Here is a 26506-nt window from a genome sequence, read left to right as displayed (position 1 = left end):
GGAGGGCGATCAGGAGGCGGCCCGGTTGAGGGCTGCCTCCAGGCCGTTCAGCACGGCGGTGCAGTCCCGGTGCAGGGTGGCGGCGTCGGTGGCGGTCAGCAGGTAGACCCCGAGCCAGTTGCGCGACCCCGCGGCGGGGTCGAAGGCCGGGACGGGCCGGCCCGTCGGCATGGCGAAGGCGGGCACGGCCTCGATGGTGCTGCCCGGGGACAGCAGGCCCTGCCAGTCGACGGCCTCCGGGTTCCAGACCGGGCTGGTCCGCCAGGGCACCCCGGCGGCGTCGGCCGGGACGACGGCCACCGACGCGGCGGCCCTGACCCCGTCGGTGAGCATGGCCGCCGGGTAGTCGACGTGCTCGCCGAGCAGTTGTCGCACCAGCATGCCGATCGGGTCGAGTCCGAAGACCTCGTGGACCTGCCTGGTCGTCAGGAGGCCGCCGAACCTGGCGGCCGTCTCGATGACCACCAGCCCGCCGTCCCGCATCAGCTTCAGCTCGGTGTGGGTGCCGCAGTTCTCCAGCCCGAGCGCGTCGACGGCCTGCCGCGTCACCTCCTCGATCCGGCGCTGCAACGGCACCGGCAGGACGGCGGGCGAGGTGCTGGCCACCTCGACGAAGGACGGCAGGGTCGGCAGCTTGGCGGTGATGGCCAGCGCGTGGTGGACGCCGTCCGCGACGATCCCCTCCACGCTCACGTAGTCGCCGTAGCCGGGCTCGTCGTACCAGCCTTCGGTGGAGCCCTCGGCGATCTCCTCGACCAGGCGGTCCCGGTCGGTGTCCGCCGCGTAGAGCTCGTTCATGCCGACCCGGCTGCCGGCCTGCAGCCCGGCCTCGATGTCAGCCCAGGCGGGGGCGGCGTCCTCGGGCCCGTGCAGCACGATCTGGGCGACGGACCCGGCGCCCCAGGCCGGCTTGAGCAGCAGCGGCGGGGTGAACGCGGCCAGCGCGGCGTCCAGGTCCGCGAGGCTGTCGACCCGGCGGAAGCCGGGTACGGGCACACCGGCGGCGGCCCACGCCTCCCGCATCAGCCGCTTGTCCCGGGCGCGGACGATCCCCGGGCCGGCCCCGGCCAGGCCGAGCCGCTCGGCGGCGCGCGCGACGGCCAGCACCGCGAACTCCGAGAGCGTCAGCATCGCGTCGGCTCCGATGGCCTTCGCGTGCTCGACGATCAGCTCGACCAGGTCGTCCCCGCGCGGCGCGTCGGGCACCAGCTCGATGCCGGTACAACTGGGTCGCCACACGTCCTCCGCGGTCGCCGGCAGCGGCGCCAGCGCGAGGACGTGCAGTTCCCCGCAGGCGGCGATGCGCGGGAAGGCGTATTCGAGCGGAGCCCCGCCCTTGACGTAGACGTACAGGATCTTGTTCAACGTGTTTTCTTCCGAGAGGAGTTCACTGCGAGAAGGTGTCCGTGCGCCGGCCTCAGCCAGTGGTCCGGAAGGGGCGCACCTGGAGCAGGTCGACCCGGTCGCCCGCGATCGCCCACTCGATGTCGACCGGTGCGCCGTACGTCTCGTCGGGCGCGAAGTGCGCCTGCACCAGGCGGCTGATCAGGGCGAGCCGGCGCAGGAGTTCCTTGGTCCCGGCGTCCAGGTCGGTGCCGGTGGTGCCCAGCGAGACCGTGCGGCTGCCGCCCTCCAGGGTGTTGCACAGGTACTGGATCGGGGCGCCCCGGCCGGTGACGACGTCGGTCACCGAGCGCGGCGAGATGTTGAGGTAGACGTTGCGGAAGTCCTGCGGGCTCAGCGGGTTGCAGCTGACCAGGACACCGCCCACGGTGGCGCCGACCTGCTCCTGGACGATCACCCCCATGCGGCAGTGCTCCAGCGGGATGCCCGCCTGGCTCCGCAGCAGCACCGCCCGAGGCGAGAACAGCGAGGCCCAGACCTCCCGGACGGCGTCCAGGACGGCTTCGGTGCCGCTGACGTCCGCCACCGACTCGTAGAGCCCCGCGGCGGAGAAGCCGGGCAGGTCCTCGGCGTTGGAGGAACTGCGGACGACCTGGGCGGGGGAGCCGTACAGGTGCCGGTCGACCGCTCGCTCGATCTCGGTGCGGACCGGAGCGGGCACCGGGGTGGTGCGGACCAGCCGCTGGACGTCGAGGCAGTGTTCCCGGATCCGGTCCGCCTCGGAGGTGCCGTCCGCAGCGCCGTCCGCAGCGCCGTCCCGGAGCGTGCGGTCGAGCCGGGCGAGGGCGTCCCGGAGCCTGGGCGAGGAGTCGAGGAAGCGCTGCTGGAGGGAGAACGGCAGCACGATCCCGCGCGGCACCTGGACGTGTTCCTTGACCAGGCGCTGTGCGGCGGAGCCCAGTTCGGTCTCGTCCGCGTCCTCGGGGAGGTCGAGCTGCCGGGCCAGGTAGCGCAGCAGGTTCTCCCGGGGCGGCCGGGGCACGCGGTAGAAGCCGAGCCAACGGGGCGAGCCGTGCTCCAGCAGGTGGGTGAGTTCGCCGAGACCGGCCGCCTTGGTGCCGAACCGGGCGCCGTCGCCCGTGCGCAGCTCCGACAGCGGGGTGATCGGGGTGGGCGCGAGGTCGGGCAGTTCCACGGCGACGCGCTCGTCCGGGGTGGCCGGCCGGGCGCTCTCGCGGCCGCCGGTGCCCGGCTCGGCGGCTTCGAGGACGAGGTCCTCGCCGTCGGCGTCGACGCGGTAGCGCACCCACCGGCCGGCCAGTCCGGCGCGCTCGATCCGGTCGAGGGCCCCGATGCCGACGGCGTTGGGGATCCGCCACCCTGTGGCCATCACGTTGATGTGGGAGAGCGGTGTGGTGTGCTCGGCGTGGATGATGCCGGACACCCGGGGGATGTCCTCGGGCACCCGGGGCATCACCACGATGTCCTGCCACTCCAGCGGCTCGGGGTCGGCCCGGTACTCCTCCTCGGACCGGAACACCCGCAGCCGCCCGCGCGCCTCCCCGGCCGCCAGCGGCACGAACGCGGCCGTGGAGTACAGCTCGTGGGACAGGACGCGCGGGATCTCCGCCTCGGGTATGCGGGCGATGTAGCCCTCCTGCCGGTGGTTGGCCGGCTTGAGGACCAGTGGCACGGCCGGGTCTATGTGCGCGCGGACCCGGTGGTAGAAGAACCGCAGCATGTCCTGCGACATGGTGTCGACGTCGACCGTCTCCAGGGACAGGAAGTCCCCGCCGGCCTCCCGGCCGTGCCGGGCGAGCGTGCCGAGGTAGAAGCGGCGCTCCGGATTCCGGTAGACGTCGTCGTTGAACGCGTCGAGCCCACGGGCCAGTTCGTCGAGCGGCAGGCCGAGGATCTGACCGGCGATGTACCGCACGTGCAGGGTGCCGTCGGCACTGTCGATGAAGTGGAGCACCGACTCCTCGCGGTCGAACACGACCTTCACGTAGGGATACCCCCCGACGGCCCCGGCCAGCCGGGAGAACTCCCGGAGGTCGAGCCTTCCGTCGGCGAGACGGGGTCGGGTGGTTGCGGCAATGCGATCCGAAGGGATGGTGCGCACAGTTCAGCCATTCGTCAGCGTGTACACGATCATGTGAACCTGGTGCAGAAGGGTGGTACGGCTACGCACACACTGCCACCGGATATGAATGTTTGACGAATGATCATGCAATATCTGGCCATGGCGGAACGTTTCGGCCATGCAGTCGGTCGACGGCGAACGAAGCCGTCCGCACAACTGTGGCAGGGGTCACATGGTGGGCGTCCGGGGCGTGCGGCAGGAAGGGCGACGTGCCGACGGTCCCTTGGGTCGTATGAATATCAATAATTCTGAAGCGCGACTCGAAGGCGTGCTCAGCGGCTCGGGCCGCTCCATGGGCGGCTCCGGGAATGCGGAATGCGAAATGCGGAATTCGGCAATCCGGTGGCGGGCGTCAGGCAGCCCGGTCGACCGGTGGGTGGCGCCCTTCGGCGCGTCGCCCCACTCGGGTCGCTCGGGGGCTTCCAGGGTTTCCTTGCATGACCTGGGCGAGCCCGCTGATCCGCAGGCGGACCTGGTCCGGCGGACGTCGCCGTCGATGCGGGTGCCGAGGACGTACCCCGGGATGCGGGCGCCGGTGCACGGCGCCCACATCCCGTACGGCGGCCCGGACGGACTGCGCGCCGGCCCCGGTCAGAACGGCTTCGACGATGGTGGCGATGGTCCCCGGCTCCGCTCAGGAGTGACCGAAGAAGCCGTCCAGGATCTGCTGGGCGGCCAGCCCCGCCGGCAGCGTACCGGCCCGCACCCGGGCCTCCAGCTCCGGGGCGAGTCGCCGCACCTCCGGGTGTTCGTGCAGCCGCGCGTACAGCTGGTCGTGGACCATCGACCAGGTCCACTCGACCTGCTGCTCCCGCCGCTTCGCCGCCAGCGCGCCGGTCGCGTCCAGCACCTTGCGGTGCTGCTGCAGCCGCTCCCACAGCACGTCGAGCCCGGCCCCGTCGAGCCCGCTACAGGTCAGCACCGGCGGCGTCCACGCCGCGTCCGGCGGCTGCAACAGCCTCAGCGCGCCAGCGAGTTCACGCGCGGCAGCTTTCGCGTCCCGCTCGTGCGGTCCGTCCGCCTTGTTGACGGCGATGACGTCCGCGAGCTCCAGCACGCCCTTCTTGATGCCCTGCAACTGGTCACCGGTCCGCGCCAGGCTGAGCAGCAGGAAGGTGTCGACCATCCCCGCCACCGTCGTCTCCGACTGCCCGACGCCCACCGTCTCGATCAGCACCACGTCGTACCCGGCGGCCTCCATGACCACCATCGACTCCCGGGTGGCCTTGGCGACGCCGCCCAGCGTCCCGGAGGTGGGCGAAGGCCGGACGAACGCGGCGGGATCCACCGCCAGGCGTTCCATCCGGGTCTTGTCGCCCAGGATGGAGCCGCCCGTCCGGCTGGAGGTGGGGTCGACGGCCAGGACCGCGACCCGGTGGCCCAGCCCGGTCAGCATCGTCCCGAAGGAGTCGATGAAGGTCGACTTGCCGACACCGGGTACGCCGGTGATGCCCACCCGGACCGCCCCGCCGGCGTGCGGCAGCAGCCGCTGGAGCAGCTGCTGCGCGAGCGCGCGGTGGTCGGGCCGGGTGGACTCGACGAGGGTGACGGCGCGCGCGATCCAGGCGCGCGAGCCGTCGAGGACACCCGTCGTGTAGCTGTCGAGGTCGATCGTCCGCGGAGGCATGCGATCAGGCGGTCACAGCTCGTGGCCGAGGTCGGCCGCCAGTGCCGTCAGCAGGTCGAAGGCGGCGTCCGGGATCACCGTGCCCGGGCCGAACACGGCTGCCGCGCCCGCCTCGTACAGCGCGTCGAAGTCCTGCGGCGGGATCACTCCGCCGACCACGATGGTGATGTCCTCCCGGCCCGCCGCGGCGAGTTCGGCGCGCAGCGCGGGCACCAGGGTGAGGTGGCCGGCGGCGAGCGACGACACGCCCACGATGTGGACGTCCGCCTCGACGGCCTGGCGGGCGACCTCGGCCGGGGTCTGGAACAGCGGGCCGACGTCGACGGTGAAGCCCAGGTCCGCGAAGGCGGTGGCGATCACCTTCTGGCCGCGGTCGTGGCCGTCCTGGCCCATCTTGGCGACCAGGATGCGCGGCCGCCGGCCCTCGGCCCGCTCGAACCGCTCGACCAGGTCACGGGTGCGCTGGAGGGGGGCGGAGGGGCCCGCTTCGTCTCGGTACACACCGGAGATGGTACGGATCTGGCCGGAGTGGCGGCCGTACACCTTCTCCAGGGCGTCCGAGATCTCGCCGACGGTGGCCTTGGCCCGGGCCGCGTTGACGGCCAGGTGCAGCAGGTTGCCGTCCAGCGAGCCGCCGCGCTGGGCACCGGCCTCCGCGGAGCGGGTGAGCGCGTTCAGCGCGTCCTGGCAGGCGGCCTCGTCGCGCTCCTCGCGCAGCCGCCGCAGCTTCTCGATCTGCCGGGCCCGCACCGCCGAGTTGTCGACCTTGAGCACGTCGATCTGCTCGTCGTTCTCCACCCGGTACTTGTTGACGCCGATCACCGGCTGGCGGCCGGAGTCGATGCGCGCCTGGGTCCGGGCGGCGGCCTCCTCCACGCGCATCTTGGGGATGCCCGCGTCGATGGCCTTGGCCATGCCGCCGGCCGCCTCGACCTCCTGGATGTGCTGCCAGGCCCGGGAGGCGAGGTCGTGGGTGAGCTTCTCGACGTACGCCGAGCCGCCCCACGGGTCGATCACCCGGCAGGTGCCCGACTCCTGCTGCAGCAGCAGCTGGGTGTTGCGGGCGATGCGGGCGGAGAAGTCGGTGGGCAGGGCCAGCGCCTCGTCGAGGGCGTTGGTGTGCAGCGACTGGGTGTGGCCCTGGGTGGCGGCCATCGCCTCGACGCAGGTGCGCGTCACGTTGTTGAACACGTCCTGGGCGGTGAGCGACCAGCCCGAGGTCTGCGAATGGGTGCGCAGCGAGAGGGACTTGGCGTTCTTCGGGTCGAACTGCTTGACCAGCTTGGCCCACAGCAGCCGGGCCGCGCGCAGCTTGGCGACCTCCATGAAGAAGTTCATGCCGATCGCCCAGAAGAACGACAGCCGTGGCGCGAAGGCGTCCACGTCCAGGCCCACGTCCAGGCCCGCGCGCAGGTACTCGACCCCGTCGGCCAGGGTGTAGGCCAGCTCCAGGTCGGCGGTGGCTCCGGCCTCCTGGATGTGGTAGCCGGAGATGGAGATCGAGTTGTACCGGGGCATCTTCTGCGAGGTGTACGCGAAGATGTCCGAGATGATCCGCATCGACGGCTGCGGCGGGTAGATGTAGGTGTTGCGGACCATGAACTCCTTGAGGATGTCGTTCTGGATGGTCCCGGCGAGCTTCTCCGGCGGTACGCCCTGCTCCTCGGCCGCGACGATGTACAGCGCGAGCACCGGGAGCACCGCGCCGTTCATGGTCATCGACACCGACATCTTGTCCAGCGGGATGCCGTCGAAGAGCTGGCGCATGTCGTAGATGGAGTCGATGGCGACGCCCGCCATGCCGACGTCGCCGGTGACGCGCGGGTGGTCGCTGTCGTAGCCGCGGTGGGTCGGCAGGTCGAAGGCGACCGAGAGGCCCTTCTGGCCGGCGGCGAGGTTGCGGCGGTAGAAGGCGTTGGACTCCTCGGCGGTGGAGAAGCCCGCGTACTGGCGGACGGTCCACGGCTGGTTGACGTACATGGTCGGGTACGGCCCGCGCAGGTACGGGGCGATGCCGGGGTACGTCTCCAGGAAGTCCACGTCGGCCAGGTCGGCCGCGGTGTACAGCGGCTTGACGCCGATGCCCTCGGGGGTGTCCCAGAGCAGCTCGTCGGCGGTCTTGCCGGTGGACCGGCGCCAGGCGGCCTGCCACTGGTCGTCGGTGACGTCCGGGCGGGCGCCGTCGCCGGTCAGCCCGATTCCGGTGAAGTCGGGGATCATCGCGCCACTCCAATGAGGTCCAGCAGGGAGGTGAGGACGGCGATCGCGTCCCCGCCCGCGTAGATGAACTCGTCCACTCCGGCGGGCGCTTCGGCCGGACGCCCGGCCAGCAGCACCCGCTGGGCGCCGGCCGCCTTCAGAGCCTCGGCGACGGACGGGGCGTGCTCGCCGTACAGGGCGTCGCTGGAGCACAGGCAGGCGACGGTCGCCCCCGAGGACCGGAACGCGTCGGCGAAGGCGGCCGGGTCGACGCCCTCGACGGCGGTCGTCGCGATGCCGCCGGCCTGGAACAGGTTGGCCGCGAAGGTGGTGCGCCCGGTGTGCGCGGCGGCGGTGCCGATCGAGGCCAGGAACAGCGTCGGACGGGCGCCGGTGGCGGCGAGGTGGGCGTCCGAGCGGTCCCGCAGCGCCTCGTACGCCTCGGCGCGGCGCACCCGCGGCAGCCCGCCCTCATGACGCGCCGGGGCCGGCTCGCGGACCAGCGGCTGCTCGTCCAGGTGCGGGAACTCGCTGACGCCGGTGACGGGTTCGCGCCGCTTGGCGAGCTTCCCGGACCGCTCCGCCCAGGTCGCGGCGATCCGCTCGCCGACCAGGCCGGAGCTCAGGGCGGCGAACTGGCCGCCGGCCCGCTCGATCTCCTGGAACCAGGCCCAGGCGGCCTGCGCCAGCTCCTCGCCCAGCTGCTCGACGTACCAGGAGCCGCCGGCCGGGTCGATCACCCGGGCCAGGTGGGACTCCTCCAGCAGGATCGACTGGGTGTTGCGGGCGATCCGGCGGGCGAAGGCGTCGGGCCGGCCGAGCGCGCTGTCGAAGGGCAGCACGGTGACGGCGTCGGCGCCGCCGACCCCGGCGGCCAGGCAGGCCACGGTGGTGCGCAGCATGTTCACCCACGGGTCGCGGGCGGTCATCATCACCTGGGAGGTGACGGCGTGCTGACGCTGCGCCGAGGCCTCGGCCGAGGCGCCGGACACCTCCGCGACGCGGGCCCAGAGGCGGCGCGCGGCACGGAACTTGGCGATGGTCAGGAACTGGTCGGCGTCCGCGGCGAAGCGGAACTCCAGCTGGCCGAGCGCGGTGTCGACGGGCAGGCCGGCGGCGGTCAGCGCGCGCAGGTAGGCGACGCCGGTGGCCAGCGCGCAGCCCAGCTCCTGGGCGGGGGAGGCGCCGGCCTCGTGGTACGGCAGGGCGTCGACGGTGAGCGCCCGGACGTTCGGGTACGCGGTGGCGCAGCGGGCGGCCAGCGCGGCGGCCTCGGTGAGCAGGACGTCGGTCTCGGCGGCGGAGCCGGTGCGGGCCTGGAGACCGAGCGGGTCGGCGCCGAGGTTGCCGGCGGCGGCGTCGGGGGAGACCGCGCGCTCCGCGTACAGCGTGAACAACCGCTCGGCGGCGGCGGTGAATTCGGGTCCCGCGTCGAGTGCCACGGAGGCGAGGTCCAGGTACACCCCGGCGAGCGCCTCGGGCAGGGCGGTGACCGGCAGGCCCTCGCCGCCCAGTTCCAGCCAGAGCGAGGTCACGCCGTGCTCCAGGTCGGCGAGTACGGCCTCGTTGGCGCGCCGCCGGTCCGGGTCGGCGTGCCGCTGGCGGACGTCCCAGCCGGCGACGGCGGAGCCCTGCGGCCGGCCGCCGCGGACGAACGGCGGGAAGCCGGGGTAGCCGGGCTCGGCGGAGGTGTTCTCGGCGGTGTACAGCGGGCGGGCGCGCAGCCCGTCCGGGAGCGCGGTGGTGAGCGCCTGCTCGGCGGCGGCGCCGTCCTCGGGCTGGGCACCGGACTTGCGCAGCACACCCTCGACGAGCTGCTGCCACTGCTCACGGTGCGCGGCCGGGAACTCGGCGGCGAGGGGGAGCCTTTCGGGCGGGACCTTCATGTGCGCAGGTTAGCGCCCGTTAGCGGACCGGAAGGAGGGGCGTCGCGTGTGACCTTGTTCTCGATTTAGGCAACCTTTCGGGCGCCGCCTGGGCTCCATGGATCGAAGAGCGCCGCGACGCCCGTGTCGTGGCGCGCGATCGTTCGCCCGGAAGTGTCCCGACCAAGGGGATTGCGGAACCTCACCACTCATCTATTAAGTTACTTCGAAGAAGGTGGGCGGGGACGGCATCCCCCGTACGCCCCCGCCCGCCTTCGCCGTCTCCGGCACGTCTCCCGGCGGACGTCTCCCGACTGCCCGTCCCCCCTGACCGCCTGCCCCCGACCGCCTGTCCCCGACGGACGTCTCCCGACTGTCCGTCCCCCCGACAGTGCGTCCCCCGACCGTGTGTCCGTCCCCCGAAGGAGAGCCCACCGCGATGGGAAAGCGCCGCAAGCCCAGCCCCCCGAGCCGGGCCCGCATGGCGGTCCTCACCACGGCGATGGCCGGCGGCGCGGTGCTCGCCGCCGGCACCGCCCACGCCGAGCCGGCCCCGAGCCTCGCCTCCGTCAAGGAGCAGGTGGACAAGCTCAACGAGGAGGCCGAGCAGTCCATCGAGCAGTACAACGGCTTCCAGGCCAAGCAGCAGAAGCTGCAGGGCGACGCCAACAAGCTCCAGGAGAAGGTCGCCCGCGGCCAGGAGTCGATGAACGAGCTGCGCACCCGGCTCGGCGCGGTCGCCGCCGACCAGTACCGCACCGGAGGCATCGACCCGTCCGTCCAGCTGATGCTCGACTCCGACCCGGCCGGCTTCCTGGAGCGCGCCTCGGCGCAGAACCAGGTCGCCGACACCCAGACCGCCCTGCTCAAGCAGGCCCAGGACGAGCAGCGCAAGCTCGACCAGGACCGCACCGAGGCCACCGCCACGCTCGCCCAGCTCGACTCGGTCGGCACCGAGCTGGCCGCCAAGAAGCAGCAGATCCAGACCAAGCTCGCCGAGGCCCAGGCCACGCTCAACAAGCTGAGCGCCGAGGACCGTGCCAAGGTCAACGCCCAGCAGGCCGCCGACAAGGCCAAGGCCGAGGCCCAGCAGGCCGCGGCCGCCGACCGCGCCTCCCGCTCCGCCGCGCGCCCGGACATGAACGCCCCGGCCCCGCCGGCCGGCGGCCGCGCCGCCGCCATCGTCCAGTTCGCCTACGCCCAGCTCGGCAAGCCCTACCAGTGGAGTTCCACCGGCCCCAACAGCTTCGACTGCTCCGGGCTCACCGGCGCCGCCTACCGCGCGGCGAACGTCAAGCTCTCCCGGATCTCCCAGGACCAGTGGAACGACGGCCCGCACGTCGCCCGCGACGCCCTGCAGCCCGGCGACCTGGTCTTCTTCTACGACGACATCCACCACGTCGGCATCTACATCGGCGACGGCAAGATGATCCACGCCCCGCGCACCGGCAAGAACGTCGAGGTCCTGCCGATCTCCGCGATGCCCTACAAGGGCGCCGTCCGCCCGTAACGGCGTCGCGCGGCACACCTCCGGACGGGTCCTCGGCGACCCGTCCGGTCGCGTTTCCGGTCGCGTCCGCGAGGGCGGACCGCCGGGTGGGGCGGTGTGCCCGCGGCATCGCCGGCTGCGGCCGGGCTACGGATGCGGCGCGCAGGCCAGCAGGTACGGGAGTGCCGGCAGCGTCAACACCGCGAGCCGCCAGGCCAGTTGGCGCCGCCCGCCGCCGTCCGGCCGGGCCAGCCGGCGGACCCTGGCCAGCACCCCGGTGGAGGCGACTGCGAGCGCGTCGCCCGGAGTCGCCCCGGAGGTGGCCAACGCGCAGAGCGCCGAGGCCAGTTCACCCCGGGAGACCTTCGCCAGCGCCGCGTCGTCCGCCGCCATCTCCAGCAGCAGCGCCACCTCCGAGCGCCCCAGCCGGGCCAGCGGCAGCGGCCCCAGCAGCAGCGCGAAGGTGTCGGCGGGCAGCCGGAACAGATGGTGGCGGCCGCGGATGTGCCCGTGCTCGTGGGCGACGGCCGCGGTCAGCTGCCGTTCGTCCAGCAGCCGCAGCGCCCCGCGCGACAGCACGACCCGGGAGCGCCGCCCGGGCAGGCAGTAGACGGTCGGGTGGGCGTGCTCCAGCACCAGGGCGCCCCAGCGCCGGTCCCGGACGGCGACCACGTCCAGCACCGCCCGGTGCCGCCGCCGGGCCCGTGCGGCCCGGGCGCCGACGGCGGCCAGCAGCACGGTGAGCACCGCCCCGGCCCCGGCCGGCAGCCACCAGCCGTGGGTGTGCGGCAGCACCGGCCCGCTCGGTTCGAGGGGGGGAAGCAGCGTGCCGTGGGGGAGCAGCCCGAGGTGGGGGAGCAGGCCGATCAGCCCGGCCGGCTCGCGTGCGGCGGGCTCCAGGGCGTGGTGCGCCGCGAGCACCAGGGCGACGGTGAAGGAGGCCATCAGCGCCAGCCACAGCGCCGCGCCGAGGAGCGGCCTGGCCTGGAGCCGGGCTTGCAGCCGGGGTGAGCCGGCCAGGCGGCGGGGCAGCAGTACGCCGGTCACGGCCAGGTGGAGGCCGAGCAGGGCGAGCGTCACTCGGAGTCCCGGGTCTTCACCTGTTCGAGGGCGGCGATCAGCGCGGAGGCCTCGTCCCCGCTGATCCGGTCGACGAACTGCAACAGCGCCCCGGCCCGGTCGGGGGTGGTCTCCAGCGCCTGGTGCATCAGCTGGGCGGTGTACGCCTCGCGGGTGCAGGTCGGCTCGTACACCCAGGCGCGGCCGACCTTGTCGCGGCGCAGCCAGCCCTTGGTGTGCAGGATGTCGGCGACGGTGGTCACGGTGGTGTAGGCGACGGGCCGTTGCCGCTGGAGGTCGTCCACCACCTCGCGCACCGTGGCCGGCCGGCCCCAGGACCACAGCCGGTCCATGATCTCGGCCTCGAGATCGCCGAAACCCCGTAGCACCGCCCTCGTCTCCCTCGCCGAACCGACCGCCGGCGCCCGTCGCCCGCTGGAACGCGGCCCATCGTACGGCGAGCGCCGGGCGCCCGCCCCCTGGTCGAAGGGACGGGCGCCCACGGAGTCCGGGCGCTGCCCGGGCGGTGTTCGGGTGGTGCTCAGTCGGTGGCCGTGGAGTGTTCGGCGTGCTCGAACCGGAGCGGAGGGCTCAGGACAGCCGCCGCCCCAGCGGCACCTTGGAGCGGGTGAACAGCGCCGCGAGCAGCCCTGCCACCACCGGCAGCACCAGCACCACCAGCAGCAGTTCCGCCCAGGGTGCGGCGAGCAGCATCGGCTTCGAACCGAAGCCGCTGGCCCGGGACTTGAGCAGTCCCACCGCCGGGACGAAGCCGTTGGCCGCCCCGAGCAGCGCCCCGAGCAGGGCGATCAGCGCGCACTGCAGGCCCGCCATGGTCCGGCGGATCCGCGGCGGGGCGCCGACGGCGGCCAGGGTGGCCTGGTCCTGCCGGGAGTCGGCGGCGGCGAGTCCGGTGGCGATCCCGGCGGCGCCGAGCACCACCAGTCCGGCGAAGCCGGTGAGCGCCAGGGTGAGGGCGTCGCTCTTCGGCTGGTAGCCGCGTTCGACGTCCAGCTGGGCGTAGTGGTTCAGCCGGGCGGCGGCGGCCGCGGCCCGCTGCTGGGCCTTGCGGTCGGGCGGGGTGGCCGGGCGCCAGACCGCACCCTGGGACGCCGAGGAGAGGCCGAGCTTGGCCAGCGCGGTGGTCGGCATCAGTCCCTGGGCGTAGCGGGCGGCGTCCGGGTTGTCGACCAGCACCGCGTCCACCGGGATCTCCTGGAGGTCGGGCTTGGGGATCTGCCCCGGCTGCACTGGGCCGCCGCCGCCTCCGCGCAGCTGCAGCACGGCCTTGCCGTCGGCGCCGATCAGCGTCGGGTCGAAGACCAGCAGCTTCCCGGCGGCCAGGGCCTGTTCGGCCGTCTGGTCCCGCACGTCGAAGAGGTTGTGCAGCAGGGGGGCATCACCGGTGGCCAGGTGCGGCGGGGCGCTGAGCGTGCGCCAGTTCGGCGTGCCCTTGAGCTGGACGGTGCTGGAGCAGTTGTCGCAGAAGCGGTAGACCACCTGGCCGACGTCGGCGCGCGGTCCGAGCCCGGTCAGCTGCTTCTCCACCTCGGCCGGGGTCTGGGCGCTCTGCGGCCCGTCGCTGTAGCTGATCAGCTGGACGGCGCCGTACGGGGCCTGCGGCCGGTAGTCGCGCTGGTTCTCGGCGTCGGTGCTGGTGCTGTACACCCCGATGGCGACGGCTCCGGCGACGGCGGCCATCACCGCTGCGACGGCCGGTGCGGTGCGGGAGCGGTTGCGGGCGGAGTCCCGCAGGGCCAGTCGGGGGCCGAGCGGGAGGCGTCCGGCGAACCGGCCGAACAGGGCGATCAGTACCGGGGTGCAGGCGAGCAGGCCGAGTTCGGCGGTGACCGAGCCGCCCAGCACGGTGAGGGTGCGGAGGTCGTAGGTGCTCACCACCGCCCGGCCGCGCTGCACCGCGCCCGCACCGTACATCGCGATCGCGCCGCCGCCGAGGATCAGCACCACGCCGAGCACGGTGACCAGGCGGTTGGGCGCCCGGACGGTGTCCCGACCGGTGAGGCCGGCGGTGACGCTGCGCCGGGCGGCCTGCCAGGCCGGCAGCGCGGCCGCGAGCAGCGCGGTGACCAGGCCGATCCCGGCGATCGCCAGCAGGTCCAGCGGGGGCAGGGCGAAGTGCCCGAAGCGCGTGCCGCCGACCTCCTCGATCACCGGCCGCAGCCAGGCGACCAGCGCGGTGCCGACGGCCACCCCGACCGCCGCTCCGGCCAGGCCGAGCACCACGGCGCCGCCGAGCACCACCGCGCCGATGTGGGTGCGCCGGCCGCCGGCGGCGCCGAGCAGGGCGAGCTGGCGGCGGGAGCGGCGGGCGCCGACCGCGAAGGCGGGCCCGGCGAGCAGGGCGACCTCCAGCAGCGCCATCCCGGTCACGGTGGCGATCACGACCTTGGTGCTGTTGCCGCAGGCGAGGTCGTGGGAGGTGATGGAGTCCCGGTAGTAGGGGACGGACCCGTACGGCGGCGGGTCGAGCGCGACGGAGCGCGCGGTGAGGGTGTAGCCGTGGGCGTTGAACTTCTGGACCGTGGCCCAGTCGAGGGTGGCCCCGCCCGGGAGGTGCACCAGCCAGGCACTGCGCCCGTTCTGCGGCCGTTCGGCGCCGGGGCGCGCGGGGTCCGTCGCGTTGGCCAGCGGGTCGATCAACTCGCCCGGCCTGGCGACGAGTTCGACCCGGCCGAGCTCGTCCGGGTGTTCCACCACACCGGTGATGGTGAAGGTGGTCCCCTCCAGCCCCTGGATGGTGGTGGTGCCGCCGAGCGGGAGTCCGGAGTTGTCCAGGAAGGCCTGGGTGGCGGCCAGTTCGTGCGGCGCGCCGGGGGTGCGGCCCTTGACCAGGTCGAGCCGGCCGCGCCAGACCGGGTCGCCCAGGTCGGCCTCGGTGGTGAGGGTGCGGACCAGGCCCTCGGGCGAGGTGGCGCCGGTCTCCGGGCCCGGCCGGGCCGGGGTGAGCGCGCTGCCGGGCGGCAGCAGTGAGCTGACCAGGGTCGCCGGATCGGTGCTCGCGGCCTTCAGCTGTTCGGGTGTCGGCTGCTGCCCCGGGCGGGGCTGGACGGCGAAGGCGCCGTCCTCGGCGACCGGGGCCTGTTCGACGGCCTGGCCCGGGTTGAGCGCGGTGACCAGCGCGTCCGCGCCGCCCACCACCCGCTCGACCCGTTCGGCCGGGGACAGCCGGCCGCTGCGGTGGACCACGTCGGCGCCGGTGACGCCGAGGACGGGCAGCGCGATCATCGCCAGGATCAGGGCGCTGCGCCCCTTGGCCCGCAGGGCGTCGCGCCGGGCGATCCGCAGGGCGACCTTCCATGCTCCGAGCTTCATCGCGCCACCTCGCGGTGGATGGCCGCCTGGCAGCCGCCGGAGCGGCGTCCGGTGCTCTCGGAGGCGACCGCGCCGTCCCGCAGGTGGACCACCCGGTCCGCCCAACTGGCGTGGGAGGCCTCGTGGGTGACCATCATGGCGGCGGCGCCGGCGTCGCAGCGGGCACGCAGGACGGCAAGCACGGCGTCGCCGGTGGCGGAGTCCAGCGCCCCGGTGGGTTCGTCGGCGAGGACGAGCCGTCGTTCGCCGATCAGGGCGCGGGCGATGGCGACGCGCTGCTGCTGGCCGCCGGACATGTCGTCGGGGAAGCGGTCGGCGAGTTCGCCGATGCCCAGTTCCTCCAGGGCGGCCAGGGCCTCCCGGCGGGCGGTGCGGCCGGAGACGCCGTCGAGTTCGCGCGGCAGGGCGATGTTCTCGGCGGCGGTGAGCGCCGGGATCAGGTTGTAGTCCTGGAAGACGTACCCGACGGAGCGCCGCCGCAGGTCGGCGAGCTTGCCCCGGCTGAGGCCGCCGAGGGTCACGCCCTCGACCAGTACCTGGCCCTCGCTGGGCAGGTCCAGCCCTCCGGCCAGGGTGAGCAGGGTCGACTTCCCGGAGCCGGAGGGCCCCATCACGGCGACGAACTCGCCCGCGTGGACGGTCAGGTCGATCGCGCGCAGGGCGTGGACCTCGGCGTTGCCGCGCCCGTGCACCCGGGAGACCCCGGCCAACTGCAGGACGGGCGCGGGCCGGCTCGGATCGGTGTGGGACACAGTTCCCCCTCGTGAGCTGTTCAGCTGCATATGTCGGTGAACTATATATGCCGAGCGGAGATGCACAAGCCGTCACGGGTTTGGTCAAGGTTCTACAAAGCTGTCGAAGGTCGGCCGAAAAGGTGACACCGGGCAACCGGGCCGGGTCTATGCTTTGGGAGGTTTGAAAAGGCACCTCGTTCGGTGAGGCGTCTTCACGGACACAGGCCACTGACCCGACGACGTCGAGAGACGCCCAGGTTCAGGACAGGTCTTCCCGAGTTAAGGGTTGACCCCAAGTGGCTTCCGGCCGATCCGGCTGGACACGCCGTGGAGTGCCAAAGCTCTGACGAGTTGGGGTGTACCGGTCCTCGAAGGCCGGTGTGCTCCTTGCCGTGTCGTGATGCGGCGCACAGACGGTGCGCCCCCGACCGGGAGGAGGCGAGAGACATGGACTGCGATAGTCCGGGCCACAGTAGCCCCTACCCCCGCATGCTCTCGAACACCTCCGGCACGCGGTAACCACCTTCCCTGCGCGTTCATCCGGCACTTCGTCGTGCGCTCGACCATGCCTCGACGCAAGCCGCCTGACGCATCGTCATGCCCGCACGGCCGCCGCCGCTCAGCGTCGCCGTACGGAGCGAATGTCGTGCGCCCGCAGGGAGGATCGCTGCTGCGTGCCCCCTGACACCCCCTCAAGGTAGGGGGGAGGGAGGCCCCGCCATGACCAACGTGATGCTGGACCCGAAGGTTTCCACGGTCCCCACCGCTCCCGCCGCCGCCCGGTCCGCCGTCCTGGACGACGCCCACGTCGGCGACATCAAGGGCGCGCTCGGCACCATCCGGCTCGACGACACCACCCCCCGCCACGGGCTCTCCGCCCGTCTCAAGACCCTGCTGGCGATCGTCGGCCCCGGCCTGATCGTGATGGTCGGCGACAACGACGCCGGCGCCTTCTCCACCTACGGCCAGGCCGGGCAGAACTACGGCACCCAGCTGCTGTGGACGCTGCTGCTGCTCGTCCCGGTGCTGTACGTCAACCAGGAGATGGTGCTGCGCCTGGGCGCCGTCACCGGCGTGGGCCACGCCCGGCTGATCCTGGAGCGGTTCGGCAGGTTCTGGGGCGCGTTCAGCGTCATCGACCTGTTCCTGCTCAACGCCCTCACCCTGGTCACCGAGTTCATCGGCGTCACGATGGCCGCCGGCTACCTGGGCCTGCCCAAGGTCGCCTCGGTGGTGCTGGCGGCGGCGATCATCATCGCCTCGGCCTTCACCGGCTCCTTCCAGCGCTTCGAGCGGGTCGCCATCACGCTGTGCGTCGGCTCGTTGCTGCTGGTCCCGGTCTACTTCCTGGTCCACCCCAAGACCTCGCAGATGGCCCACGACTTCGTGACCCCGAGCATGCCCGGCGGCGCCGGCCAGCTCGCGGCCGTCATGATGGTCATCATCTCGATCGTCGGCACCACCGTCGCCCCCTGGCAGCTGTTCTTCCAGCAGTCGTACGTCATCGACAAGCGGATCACCCCGCGTTTCATGAAGTACGAGAAGGTCGACCTGTGGATCGGCATCGCGATCGTGATCATCGGCGCGGCCGCGCTGATCGGCCTCACGGCGGCGGCCTTCGCCGGCACCGACGGCTTCGGCCAGTTCTCCGACACGGCCGCCGTCGCCAAGGGCATCGAGGCCAAGGCCGGCCACCTGGCGGGCGTGCTGTTCGCCATCGCGCTGCTGGACGCCTCGATCATCGGCGCCTTCGCGGTCTCCCTCTCCACGGCCTACGCGATCGGCGACGTCTTCGGCATCAAGCACTCGCTGCACCGGGGCGTCAAGGGCGCCAAGGGCTTCTACGCCGTCTACGCCGGCCTGGTGGCGGTCGCGGCGACGATCACCCTGCTCTCCAACGGCTACACCCAGGGGCTGATCACCCAGTTCGTCCAGGTGCTGGCCGGGGTGCTGCTGCCCTCCGCCACCGTCTTCCTGCTGCTGCTCTGCAACGACAAGGCCGTGCTCGGCCCCTGGGCCAACGGGCCGAGGACCAACGCCTTCACCTCGACGGTGGTCGGCGTGCTGGTGATGCTCTCGCTGATCCTGACCGCCTCGGTGGTCTGGCCGGACATCAGCTCCGGCGCGATCCTGTGGATCATGGCGGGCTGCGGCGTGCTGGGGGTGCTGGTCGCCGGATACTTCTTCCTCGCCGGCCGCCAGGGCACCAAGGAGGACCCCGTCGACCGCACCGGCCGGGAGAACTGGCGGATGCCCCCGCTGGAGACCCTGGGCCGACCGGTCATGTCCACCGCCCGCAAGGCCGGCATGGGGGCCCTGCGCGCCTACCTGCTGATCGCGATGGTCATGGTCATCATCAAGGTCGTCCAGACCGCGCTGAACCACTGAGCCGCCGAGCGGAGCCCGTACGGACGGGTGGCGGGCAGCGGCTCGCCACCCGTCCGTTCCTTTGGCCCGCGTTCCCCCCCTGAACCTCTGGAGGAGGTGCCGTCGTGCACACCCTGACCACCGTCGAGTTCCTGGTCCGGCTCGCCACCGGCGTCGCCTGCGGCGCGCTGATCGGCGTCGAGCGCCAGTGGCGGGCCCGGATGGCGGGCCTGCGCACCAACGCCCTGGTCGCCGCCGGCGCCACCCTGTTCGTCCTGTACAGCGAGGCGGTCGGAGACACCGGCAGCCCCACCCGGGTCGCCTCCTACGTCGTCTCCGGCATCGGCTTCCTCGGCGGTGGCGTGATCCTGCGCGACGGCGCCGGCGTACGCGGCCTCAACACCGCCGCCACACTGTGGTGTTCGGCCGCCGTCGGAGTGCTGGCCGCCTCCGGCAAGCTGGAACTGGCCGCCCTCGGCACCCTCGCCGTGCTCGCCGTCCACCTGGTGCTGCGCCCGGCCGGCCGACTGCTCGACCGCTCCCCGCGGTCCGGCAGCGACCCGGACTCCACCATCCGGGCGACCATCCACCTGGAGTGCGACCGCAAGTCCGAGACCCACATCCGGGCCCTGCTGCTGCAGGCCCTGAGCGCCTCCGGCCTCGCCCCGACCGGCCTGCGGGCCCGTCGCACCGAACAGGGCGACGCCACCAGCCTGCGGGCCACCGTGGCGGTCACCGGCCAGGTGGCCACCGCGCTGGAGCAGGTCGTCACCCGGCTCTCGCTGGAGCCGGGCGTACGGGACCTGCACTGGCACCTGGACGACGAGTCGGACGACCCGGGCAGCCCGGCGCTCGCCTGAGCCCACCGGGGGAGTAGAACGGAAGGACCGTCAGACGAACCCTCCGGAGGCCGCCCGATGCTGAAAGCCGACCCCGAGCACGGGCCGCTGGTGCCGATGCTGCTGGTGCTGACCCTGATCACGGGCGTGGTGGACGCGGTCAGCTACCTGGAGCTCGGGCACGTCTTCGTCGCCAATATGACCGGCAACGTCGTCTTCCTCGGCTTCGCCCTGGCCGGCGCGCCCGGGCTGTCCGCCACCGCCTCGCTGGCCGCCCTCGCCGCCTTCCTGCTCGGCGCCCTGGCCGGCGGCCACCTGGCCCGGCACCTGCCCGGCCACCGGGGCCGGCTGCTGACCGTCGCCGTCGCCGCCCAGGCGGGGCTCCTCGCGGTGAGCACCGTCCTGGCGGCGGCGGCCGGCCACAGCTCCGATCCCGCCCGCTACACCCTGATCGGCCTGCTCGCCCTCGCCATGGGCGGCCAGAACGCGGTGGTCCGCTCGCTGAAGGTCCCCGACCTCACCACCACCGTGCTCACCATGACCCTCACCGCGCTCGCCGCCGACCGCACCGGGACCCGCCGACTCGCCTCGGCGGTCTGGATGTTCGCGGGCGCCCTCCTCGGTGCCGTGCTGGTCCTCCACACCGCCGTCCCGGTCGCGCTGGCCGTGGCCCTCGCGCTGGTGGCCGCCGTCGCGGCCCTCACCCACCACGCCGCCAAGCCCGTTCCGGCCCCGGCCTGGACGGAACGCCGCTGAGGCCGGGGACGGGGGACGGCGGCGCGGCCCTGGCCCTGGTGCGTTCGCCGTGCGCGTCACTCCTCCCGGCGGTGCCCGGCGCGGCCGCTCCAGAGCGGCTCCAGACGGGCCCAGCCGGCGGTCCAGTCGGCCTCGGCCCGGCGGTCGAGGGCCTGGAGGCGCAGCCGCAGGGCGAGGGTGAGCAGGGCGGACAGGGTGAGCAGGGCGCCGGCGCCGGTGCAGGCGGCGGAGACGGCGAGGGCGGCGCGGTTGACCGGGGGAGCGGTGGCGTTGCCGGCGGGGTCGACCCAGACCGGGACGACGGTGCCGGCGACGGCCGAGCGCGGGGCTTCGACGGTGCCGGCGTGCGGGGTGTCGCCGGGGTAGCTCCAGGTGGCCCGGACGTCGACCCGGCTGCCGTAGCCGCCGGAGAACCGGCTGCCGGAGGAACTGCCGTGATCGGCGCCGGCGGTCACCACGGCGTCGACCTGGTGCAGCCGCGCGTGGTCGGTGTCGGCCTGCGGTGCGGTGGCGCGGAAGAGCAGCAGCGCGCCGCCGGCGGAGAGGGCGGCGGCCAGCAGTCCGCCGACGACGGTGAGCAGCCAGGCGCGGGCGCGGGAGCGGTCGAGGGGGCGGGCCAACGGTTCGTGCCGGGCACCGAAGGCCCGCCGCAGCTGACGGCCGGTTCGCCGCGGGTGCGACGCGGGCCGGGCCGGGCGGGGTGTGCTGGACACGCGGGGGCCTCCTCAAGGACGCGGACGCGTACGGGGTTTCGTCACCCAATTTCCACCCGACCGCCCCCCTCGCACAAGAGTGGGTCACACCTGCGGTGCCGCCGGCGCTGACCACCGGTCCCGCCCGCCGGTCCCGCCCACCGGTCCCGCACACCGCTTCTGACGACCGTTTCTGGCGACCGGTCCTGACCACCCGGGACGTTCGGCCCTCGGCAGCGGAGCCCGGGCCGGGCAGGCTGGAGTCCGGCCGCGCCCTCCGTGCCTGGGCGCGGCCCCGAGCCGGCGACCGTGGGGGTGCCGGCCCGGGGTGCGGAGCAGGGGGCGGTCGTGTGGCCGTCTCCTGCCCGCCCCTGTCGGCGAGTTGACGTTTCACCAGGTCAGCGGCGTGTTCTCGCCAGCTATACACTCGGTGTATATCCCTGGTGTATGGTCCTGCCCATGAGTGTTCCTTTGACCCTTCTCGGGCTGCTGGAGCGGGAGCCGAGTCACGGCTACGACCTCAAGCGCGACTACGACTCCTTCTTCGGCCGGGGCAAGCCCCTTCCGTACGGCCAGGTCTACGCGACCCTCGGCCGACTGGCCCGCGACGGCAAGGTGATGGCCGGTGAGGCCGAGCCCGGCGACGGGCCCGAGCGCAAGCGCTACGTCATCACCGAGACCGGGGCGACCGAGTTCGAGACCTGGCTCCAGGAGCCGGTCGCGCCCGAACCCACCCTGCAGTCCGTCCTGTTCACCAAGGTGGTGCTGGCCCTGCTGCTGGGCCGCGACGCGGAGCTGTACCTGGACACCCAGCGCTCCGCCCACCTGCGCCGGATGCGCGAACTCACCGAACTGCGCCGCAGCGGCCCCCTGGTGGACGCCCTGCTCGCCGACCACGGCCTGTTCCACCTGGAGGCCGACCTGCGCTGGATCGACCTGACCGTCGCCCGGCTCGACGCACTCGCCGCGGAGGTGCGCGCATGACCGCCGTGATCGAGGCCCGGGACGTCGCGCTCGCCTTCGGTGAGACGCCCGCGCTGCGCGGGGCCAACCTGTCCGTCCAGGCCGGCGAGGTGCTCGCCGTCATGGGCCCCAGCGGCTCGGGCAAGTCGACGTTACTGCACTGCCTGGCAGGCATCCTGGTGCCCGACGCGGGCGAGGTGCTGTTCGACGGGCAGCGCCTGGACCGGATGAGCGAGTCCCAGCGCAGCGCGCTGCGCCGCGACAAGTTCGGCTTCGTCTTCCAGTTCGGCCAGCTGGTGCCGGAGTTGACGGCCGAGGAGAACGTGGCCCTGCCGCTGCTGCTGAACGGCGTCCGCCGGGGCGCCGCGCTGGCCCAGGCCCGCCCCTGGTTCGCCCGACTCGGCCTGGAGGGCCTGGAGCAGCGCCGCTCCGGCGAGTTGTCCGGCGGCCAGGCGCAACGCGTGGCGCTGGCCCGCGGGTTGGTGGCCCGTCCGCAGGTGCTGTTCGCCGACGAGCCGACCGGTGCGCTGGACTCGCTGACCGGCGAGCAGGTGATGGAGCTGATGGTCAGCTCGGCCAAGGAGCAGGGCACCACCGTCATCCTGGTCACCCACGAGCCGAGGGTCGCCGCCTACGCCGACCGCGAGGCGATCGTCCGCGACGGCCGGGCCCGTACCCTCCCCGCCGGATCGGTGGCCCCGTGATCCCCTTCTCGCTCCGACTGGCCGTCAGCGGCGGCCGGGAGGCCGTGGCCCGGCTGCTGATGATCGCGGCGGCGGTCGCGATCGGGGTCGGCCTGCTGCTGTCGACCCTCTCCAGCGTCAACGCGATCGACCGCGCCAACGCGCGGCAGCTCTGGAGGAACACCGGCGCCGTGGACGCGACCGCGGGCGCCACCTCGGCGGAGCCGCTCTGGTGGGGCGCCCGCATGGGCTACTACCGGGGGAAGAGCGTCTTCCGGGCCGACCTCGCCCCGACCGGGCCCACCTCGCCCGTCGTACCCGGGCTGAGCCGACTGCCCGCGCCCGGCGAGTACTACGCCTCGCCCGCGCTGGAGAAGCTGCTGCGCGACACCCCCGCCGTCGAACTGGCCGACCGCTTCCCGGGCCGGCTGGTCGGCACCCTCGGCGAGGACGCGCTGCCCTCCCCGGACACCCTCGCGGTGGTCGTGGGCCGCACCGCCGAGGAGGTCAAGGCGCTGCCGAGAGCCCACACCGTCACCAGCATCGCCACCGCGCTGCCCGACAACTGCGAGTACGACTGCTACGGCGCGGGCGTGCACGGGGACGCCCTGGTCCTGGTGCTCACCGTGGTGGCCGCCGCGCTGATCTTCCCGGTGCTGATCTTCATCGGCACCGCGACCCGGCTGTCCGCCGCCACCCGGGAGCAGCGCTACGCCGCGATGCGCCTGGTCGGTGCCACGCCCGGCCAGGTGTCGGTGATGTCGGCGGTGGAGTCCACCGTGGCCGCGGTGGTCGGCACGGTCGTCGGCTTCGGTCTGTACGTCGCGCTGAAGCCGCTGGTGGCCGACGTGCCGTTCACCGGTGACCGGTTCTTCGCCGGTGACCTCAGCCTGACCCTGCCGCAGGTGGCCGGGGTGGGGCTGGGCGTGCCGGTGGCGGCCGCGCTCGCCGCCCGGTTCGCGCTGCGCCGGGTCACCATCTCGCCGCTCGGGGTCTCCCGCCGGGTCACCCCGAAGCCGCCGAGCCCCTGGCGGCTGGCGCCGCTGGTGGCCGGGCTGGCCGAGCTCGGCTACTTCGTCGGCAACCACCCGAAGACCACCGACGGGCAGTCCGCGGGGTACCTGAGCGGCTTCGTGCTGGTGATGCTCGGTCTGGTGATCGCCGGTCCCTGGCTCACCCTGGCGACCGCCCGGGCGGTGGCCCGGCGGACCAGCCGGCCGGCCTCGCTGATCGCCATGCGCCGCCTCGCGGACGACCCCCGGGCGGGCTTCCGCTCGGTCGCCGGACTGGTGCTGGCGCTGTTCGTGACCACCGGCACCCTGGGCATCATGAGCACCATCAACGCCAACCAGAGCACGCTGGACGGCGCTCCCGAGGTCCGCAAGGCGATCGTGGCCACCCCGTTCGGCAACCGGGACGCCGCCGCCGCACTGCCCTCGGTGCCCGACGGCGTGCTGGCGCGGGCCCGGGCCGTCCCCGGATTCCGGGGGATCGCCCTGGTGCACGACAACCCGGCCGGCGTCGGCGCGTACCAGGTGGGCGAGCGCCGGCTGGTACCCGACCTGGTGAGCTGCGCGGAACTCGCCCGGATCCCGGTGGTCGGCCACTGCGCCCCCGGCGCCGCCGTCGCGGCGGTCGACCCGTACCAGTTCCTCGACCTGCTGGACGCCTCCCAGCACGAGTGGCCCACCGCGTCGGTCTCCCCGGCGGAGGTGGCCACGCTCCCGGTACGGATGCTCTACGCGACCACCGACGGCTCCGAGGCGGCCAAGGAGCAGTTGCGGACCCTGTTCACGAAGGAGTTCCCGACCTACGAGCCGCGGCTGGCCGAGGACTGGGCCTCCGAGGGGCAGCGGAAGCTCCAGAGCTGGCGACAACTGGCGAACGTGGTGCTGCTGACCACCCTGCCGATCGCCGGGTGCAGCCTCGCCGTCAGCGTGGTGGCCGGACTCTCCGACCGCCGCCGGCCGTTCGCGATGCTGCGGCTGACGGGCGCACCGCTGCGGCTGCTGCACCGGGTGGTCGGACTGGAGAGCGCGCTGCCGCTGCTGGTGGTCTCGGCGCTCGCGATCGGGACGGGCTTCGCCGCGGCGGCGATGTTCCTCACGTCGCAGATGGGCTACGACCTGGTCTCGCCCGACCTCACCTACTACGGGCTGACCGGTTTCGGGCTGGCCGCCTCGCTCGGCATCATCGCCTCCACCCTGCCGCTGCTGCGGCGGATCACCGGACCGGAGGCCGCCCGCAACGGCTGAGCGCGGTACGTGAGTCGACGGCCCCGCCGCTCGTTGATCCGTTGGGTGAGCGGATCAGCGGGCGACGGGGTAGCCGTGTGTCCCGGCCCGCCGGACGTCGGCCAGGCCGGGCAGCCAGCTGCCGAGCACCAGCGCGGACGGGTAGAACATCGGCTCCGGCAGCGCGTCCACCGGGAAGCGCTCCCAGCCGGCGCAGGCGTGCGGCTCGGTGACCAGCGCCTCGGCCAGGCTCGGCGGTGCCAGCACGGCGGCGGTCAGCCGGGGCCGGCCGAGCTCGTGGTCCAGGTGCAGGGCGAGCACCCGCATCCGCTCGGCCGGCAGCACGATCCCGGTCTCCTCGGCGAGTTCGCGGGCCGCGGTCCGCTCGAAGGACTCACCCGGGTCGACCTTGCCGCCGGGCAGGCTCCAGGTCGGCGGCTCGCCGGCCGTGATGCGGCGGCCGAGCAGCACCCGGCCGTCCCCGGTGGGCACGACGATCCCGGCGCCGAGCAGCGGTGCGGTGGTCAACTCGGGTTCTCCTTCGGGCTGGTGTGGCCGTGGCCGACTGCTGTTCGCCGCTTACCAGTTGGCGCGCTCGTAGTCCTTGAGGAAGCAGCCGAAGAGGTCCTCGCCGGCCTCGCCGCGCACGATCGGGTCGTACACCCGGGCCGCGCCGTCGACCAGGTCGAGCGGGGCGTGGAAGCCCTCGTCGGCGAGCCGCATCTTGTCCGGGTGCGGCCGCTCGTCGGTGATCCAGCCGGTGTCGACGGCGGTCATCAGGATGCCGTCGGACTCGAACATCTCCTGCGCGCTGGTGCGGGTGAGCATGTTCAGCGCGGCCTTGGCCATGTTGGTGTGCGGGTGGCCGGCGCCCTTGTAGCCGCGCTGGAACACGCCCTCCATGGCGGAGACGTTGACCACGTACTTGCGGCGGGAGGCGGACGCGGCCATCGCCGGGCGCAGTCGGCTGATCAGGATGAACGGCGCGGTGGAGTTGCAGAGCTGGACCTCCAGCAGCTCCACCGGGCCGACCTCGCTGACGGTCTGCACCCAGCTGTTGGTGGGCGCGAGGTCGGGCACCAGGCCGCCGGCGTCGATCGCGGTGCCGGCCTCGATCCGGGCCGGGGTGGCCGAGCCGGTGACCAGGGCGAGCGAGGTGACGTCCTCGGCGGCGAGCCGCTGCCCGCTGTCGCTCGCCTGGTGGGGGAGGGCGGGCAGGTCGACGCTGCCGCTGTTGAACCGGCCGATGGTGGTGGCCTGGGGCAGTTCGCCGGCCGGCAGCGGGGCGGACTCGGCGTTGACCAGCTCGCGGTAGGACTCCGCCGGGCGGCGGACGGTCTGCGCGGCGTTGTTGATCAGGATGTCCAGCGGGCCGTCGGCGGCGACCTCGTCCGCGAGGGCCATCACCTGGGCCGGGTCGCGCAGGTCGATGCCGATGATCTTGAGGCGGTGGATCCACTGGGCGCTGTCCGGCATCGCGGTGAAGCGGCGGATCGCGTCGTTGGGGAAGCGGGTGGTGATGGTGGTGTGGGCGCCGTCGCGCAGCAGCATCAGCGCGATGTACATCCCGATCTTGGCCCGGCCGCCGGTCAGCAGCGCGCGCTTGCCGGTGAGGTCGGCCCGGGCGTCCCGGCGGGACCGGTTCAGGACGGCGCACTTCTGGCACAGGTTGTGGTAGAAGGCGTCGACCTCGATGTACCGGGTCTTGCAGGTGTAGCAGGAGCGCGGCCGCTCCAGGATCCCGGCGATCTCGGTGGTGGTGACGGTGGTCAGGCCGAAGGCGCCGGCCGTCTCGTCGTCGATCCGGGTCGGGGCGCCGGTGGCCGTGCGGGCGGTGACCTCGCGGTCGTTGGCCGTCTTGCGGGCCCGGGTCTCCTGGCGGCGACGCTGCTTGAGGGTCCGGAATATGCCGCCGACGGCCTGGCGGACGGTGATCGCGTCCGGGTGGTCGACGTGCAGCTCGTCCAACTCGGCGAGCACCTCCAGGCAGAGCCTCAGCCGCTCGGGGTCGAGACCCGGACCGTAGTCGATCTCCTCCTCGCCCTGGTCCTGCCCGATGTCCGTCTGCTCGATGCTCACGCCCGCTGCCGCTTTCCCACTCGCCTCGCCGTTACCGCGTGAATGCTACGGGAGTGGCCCCGGCCGTAGCGAAAGCCGGAGCTGAGGGCAGCCCTTGGAG

General features: G+C 73.4%; 19 protein-coding genes and 1 riboswitch. Of the genes, 7 read left to right on the top strand and 12 right to left on the bottom strand.

What is annotated here, in order from left to right; all coding sequences use genetic code 11:
• Positions 1-9 precede the first annotated feature (9 nt).
• From ACZ3YL_RS30235 to ACZ3YL_RS30215, 5 genes are all read right to left on the bottom strand, one after another.
• Positions 10-1365 (bottom strand): ATP-grasp domain-containing protein, encoded by a 1356-nt coding sequence (locus tag ACZ3YL_RS30235; RefSeq protein ID WP_188305535.1) that lies wholly within the window; start codon positions 1363-1365, stop codon positions 10-12.
• A 52-nt stretch (positions 1366-1417) separates the two neighbouring features.
• Positions 1418-3349, bottom strand: coding sequence for a PEP/pyruvate-binding domain-containing protein (locus ACZ3YL_RS30230; RefSeq protein ID WP_465660474.1), 1932 nt, complete (start codon positions 3347-3349; stop codon positions 1418-1420).
• A gap of 772 nt (positions 3350-4121) precedes the next feature.
• Complete coding sequence (meaB, locus tag ACZ3YL_RS30225) at positions 4122-5114, bottom strand: methylmalonyl Co-A mutase-associated GTPase MeaB (protein ID WP_465660473.1); 993 nt, start codon at positions 5112-5114, stop codon at positions 4122-4124.
• 12 nt (positions 5115-5126) lie between these two features.
• Positions 5127-7334 carry a methylmalonyl-CoA mutase gene (scpA, locus tag ACZ3YL_RS30220; protein WP_188305533.1) on the bottom strand — a complete coding sequence of 736 codons (2208 nt, stop codon included), beginning with the start codon at positions 7332-7334 and terminating at the stop codon, positions 5127-5129.
• Positions 7331-9199, bottom strand: coding sequence for a methylmalonyl-CoA mutase family protein (locus tag ACZ3YL_RS30215; RefSeq protein ID WP_465660472.1), 1869 nt, complete (start codon positions 9197-9199; stop codon positions 7331-7333). Before ACZ3YL_RS30215 ends, scpA begins: the two co-directional genes overlap by 4 nt.
• A gap of 418 nt (positions 9200-9617) precedes the next feature.
• Here ACZ3YL_RS30215 and ACZ3YL_RS30210 point away from each other — a divergent pair, with 418 nt between their 5' ends.
• A complete protein-coding gene (locus ACZ3YL_RS30210) occupies positions 9618-10688 on the top strand; it encodes a C40 family peptidase (protein ID WP_188305531.1) in 1071 nt (356 codons plus the stop codon).
• A 126-nt stretch (positions 10689-10814) separates the two neighbouring features.
• On the opposite strand, the gene ACZ3YL_RS30205 is transcribed toward ACZ3YL_RS30210, so the two are convergent.
• The 4 genes from ACZ3YL_RS30205 to ACZ3YL_RS30190 all read right to left on the bottom strand — a co-directional run bounded on the left by ACZ3YL_RS30205 (position 10815) and on the right by ACZ3YL_RS30190 (position 15811).
• Positions 10815-11747 carry a M56 family metallopeptidase gene (locus ACZ3YL_RS30205; RefSeq protein WP_188305530.1) on the bottom strand — a complete coding sequence of 311 codons (933 nt, stop codon included), beginning with the start codon at positions 11745-11747 and terminating at the stop codon, positions 10815-10817.
• A complete protein-coding gene (locus ACZ3YL_RS30200; RefSeq protein WP_188305529.1) occupies positions 11744-12115 on the bottom strand; it encodes a BlaI/MecI/CopY family transcriptional regulator in 372 nt (123 codons plus the stop codon). The genes ACZ3YL_RS30205 and ACZ3YL_RS30200 overlap by 4 nt, the downstream gene beginning before the upstream one ends.
• Positions 12116-12317: 202 nt before the next feature.
• Positions 12318-15059, bottom strand: coding sequence for an FtsX-like permease family protein (locus ACZ3YL_RS30195; RefSeq protein WP_465660471.1), 2742 nt, complete (start codon positions 15057-15059; stop codon positions 12318-12320).
• The gene (locus ACZ3YL_RS30190) at positions 15056-15811 is read right to left on the bottom strand and encodes an ABC transporter ATP-binding protein (RefSeq protein WP_317621123.1); all 756 of its coding nucleotides are present in this window, start codon (positions 15809-15811) and stop codon (positions 15056-15058) included. Before ACZ3YL_RS30190 ends, ACZ3YL_RS30195 begins: the two co-directional genes overlap by 4 nt.
• A 168-nt stretch (positions 15812-15979) precedes the next feature.
• Positions 15980-16156: riboswitch (M-box (ykoK) riboswitch) on the top strand.
• Positions 16157-16525: 369 nt separating this feature from the next.
• Between ACZ3YL_RS30190 and ACZ3YL_RS30185 the strand changes: the two genes are divergently transcribed.
• The 3 genes from ACZ3YL_RS30185 (at position 16526) to ACZ3YL_RS30175 (ending at position 19755) form a co-directional block, all read left to right on the top strand.
• Positions 16526-18181 (top strand): NRAMP family divalent metal transporter, encoded by a 1656-nt coding sequence (locus ACZ3YL_RS30185; RefSeq protein WP_465660500.1) that lies wholly within the window; start codon positions 16526-16528, stop codon positions 18179-18181.
• 104 nt (positions 18182-18285) lie between these two features.
• Entirely contained in the window at positions 18286-19020 is a 735-nt protein-coding gene (locus ACZ3YL_RS30180) for an MgtC/SapB family protein (protein ID WP_188305525.1), read from the top strand.
• A 57-nt stretch (positions 19021-19077) separates the two neighbouring features.
• Positions 19078-19755, top strand: a complete 678-nt coding sequence (locus tag ACZ3YL_RS30175) for a YoaK family protein (RefSeq protein ID WP_465660470.1) — start codon at positions 19078-19080, stop codon at positions 19753-19755.
• 56 nt (positions 19756-19811) lie between these two features.
• On the opposite strand, the gene ACZ3YL_RS30170 is transcribed toward ACZ3YL_RS30175, so the two are convergent.
• Positions 19812-20468 (bottom strand): Rv1733c family protein, encoded by a 657-nt coding sequence (locus ACZ3YL_RS30170; RefSeq protein WP_188305523.1) that lies wholly within the window; start codon positions 20466-20468, stop codon positions 19812-19814.
• Positions 20469-20906: 438 nt separating this feature from the next.
• Here ACZ3YL_RS30170 and ACZ3YL_RS30165 point away from each other — a divergent pair, with 438 nt between their 5' ends.
• Genes ACZ3YL_RS30165 through ACZ3YL_RS30155 form a run of 3 tightly spaced genes read left to right on the top strand, consistent with a single transcriptional unit; the run spans position 20907 to position 24348 of the window.
• Positions 20907-21431, top strand: coding sequence for a PadR family transcriptional regulator (locus ACZ3YL_RS30165; RefSeq protein ID WP_188305522.1), 525 nt, complete (start codon positions 20907-20909; stop codon positions 21429-21431).
• A complete protein-coding gene (locus ACZ3YL_RS30160; protein WP_188305521.1) occupies positions 21428-22114 on the top strand; it encodes an ABC transporter ATP-binding protein in 687 nt (228 codons plus the stop codon). The genes ACZ3YL_RS30165 and ACZ3YL_RS30160 overlap by 4 nt, the downstream gene beginning before the upstream one ends.
• Positions 22111-24348: an FtsX-like permease family protein gene (locus tag ACZ3YL_RS30155; protein ID WP_465660469.1), complete on the top strand. Its 2238-nt coding sequence runs from the start codon at positions 22111-22113 to the stop codon at positions 24346-24348. The genes ACZ3YL_RS30160 and ACZ3YL_RS30155 overlap by 4 nt, the downstream gene beginning before the upstream one ends.
• A gap of 54 nt (positions 24349-24402) precedes the next feature.
• Here ACZ3YL_RS30155 and ACZ3YL_RS30150 read toward each other — a convergent pair whose 3' ends face one another.
• Positions 24403-24855, bottom strand: coding sequence for a nucleotide triphosphate diphosphatase NUDT15 (locus ACZ3YL_RS30150; RefSeq protein ID WP_465660468.1), 453 nt, complete (start codon positions 24853-24855; stop codon positions 24403-24405).
• Between the two features lie 51 nt (positions 24856-24906).
• On the bottom strand, positions 24907-26400 hold the full coding sequence (locus ACZ3YL_RS30145) for an SDR family NAD(P)-dependent oxidoreductase (protein ID WP_411292972.1): 1494 nt from the start codon (positions 26398-26400) through the stop codon (positions 24907-24909).
• Positions 26401-26506 lie beyond the last annotated feature (106 nt).

Source organism: Kitasatospora sp. NPDC023176 (assembly GCF_055560495.1).
Note: the sequence above shows the minus strand (reverse complement) of the source record. Positions and strands in the feature narration are given on the sequence as shown.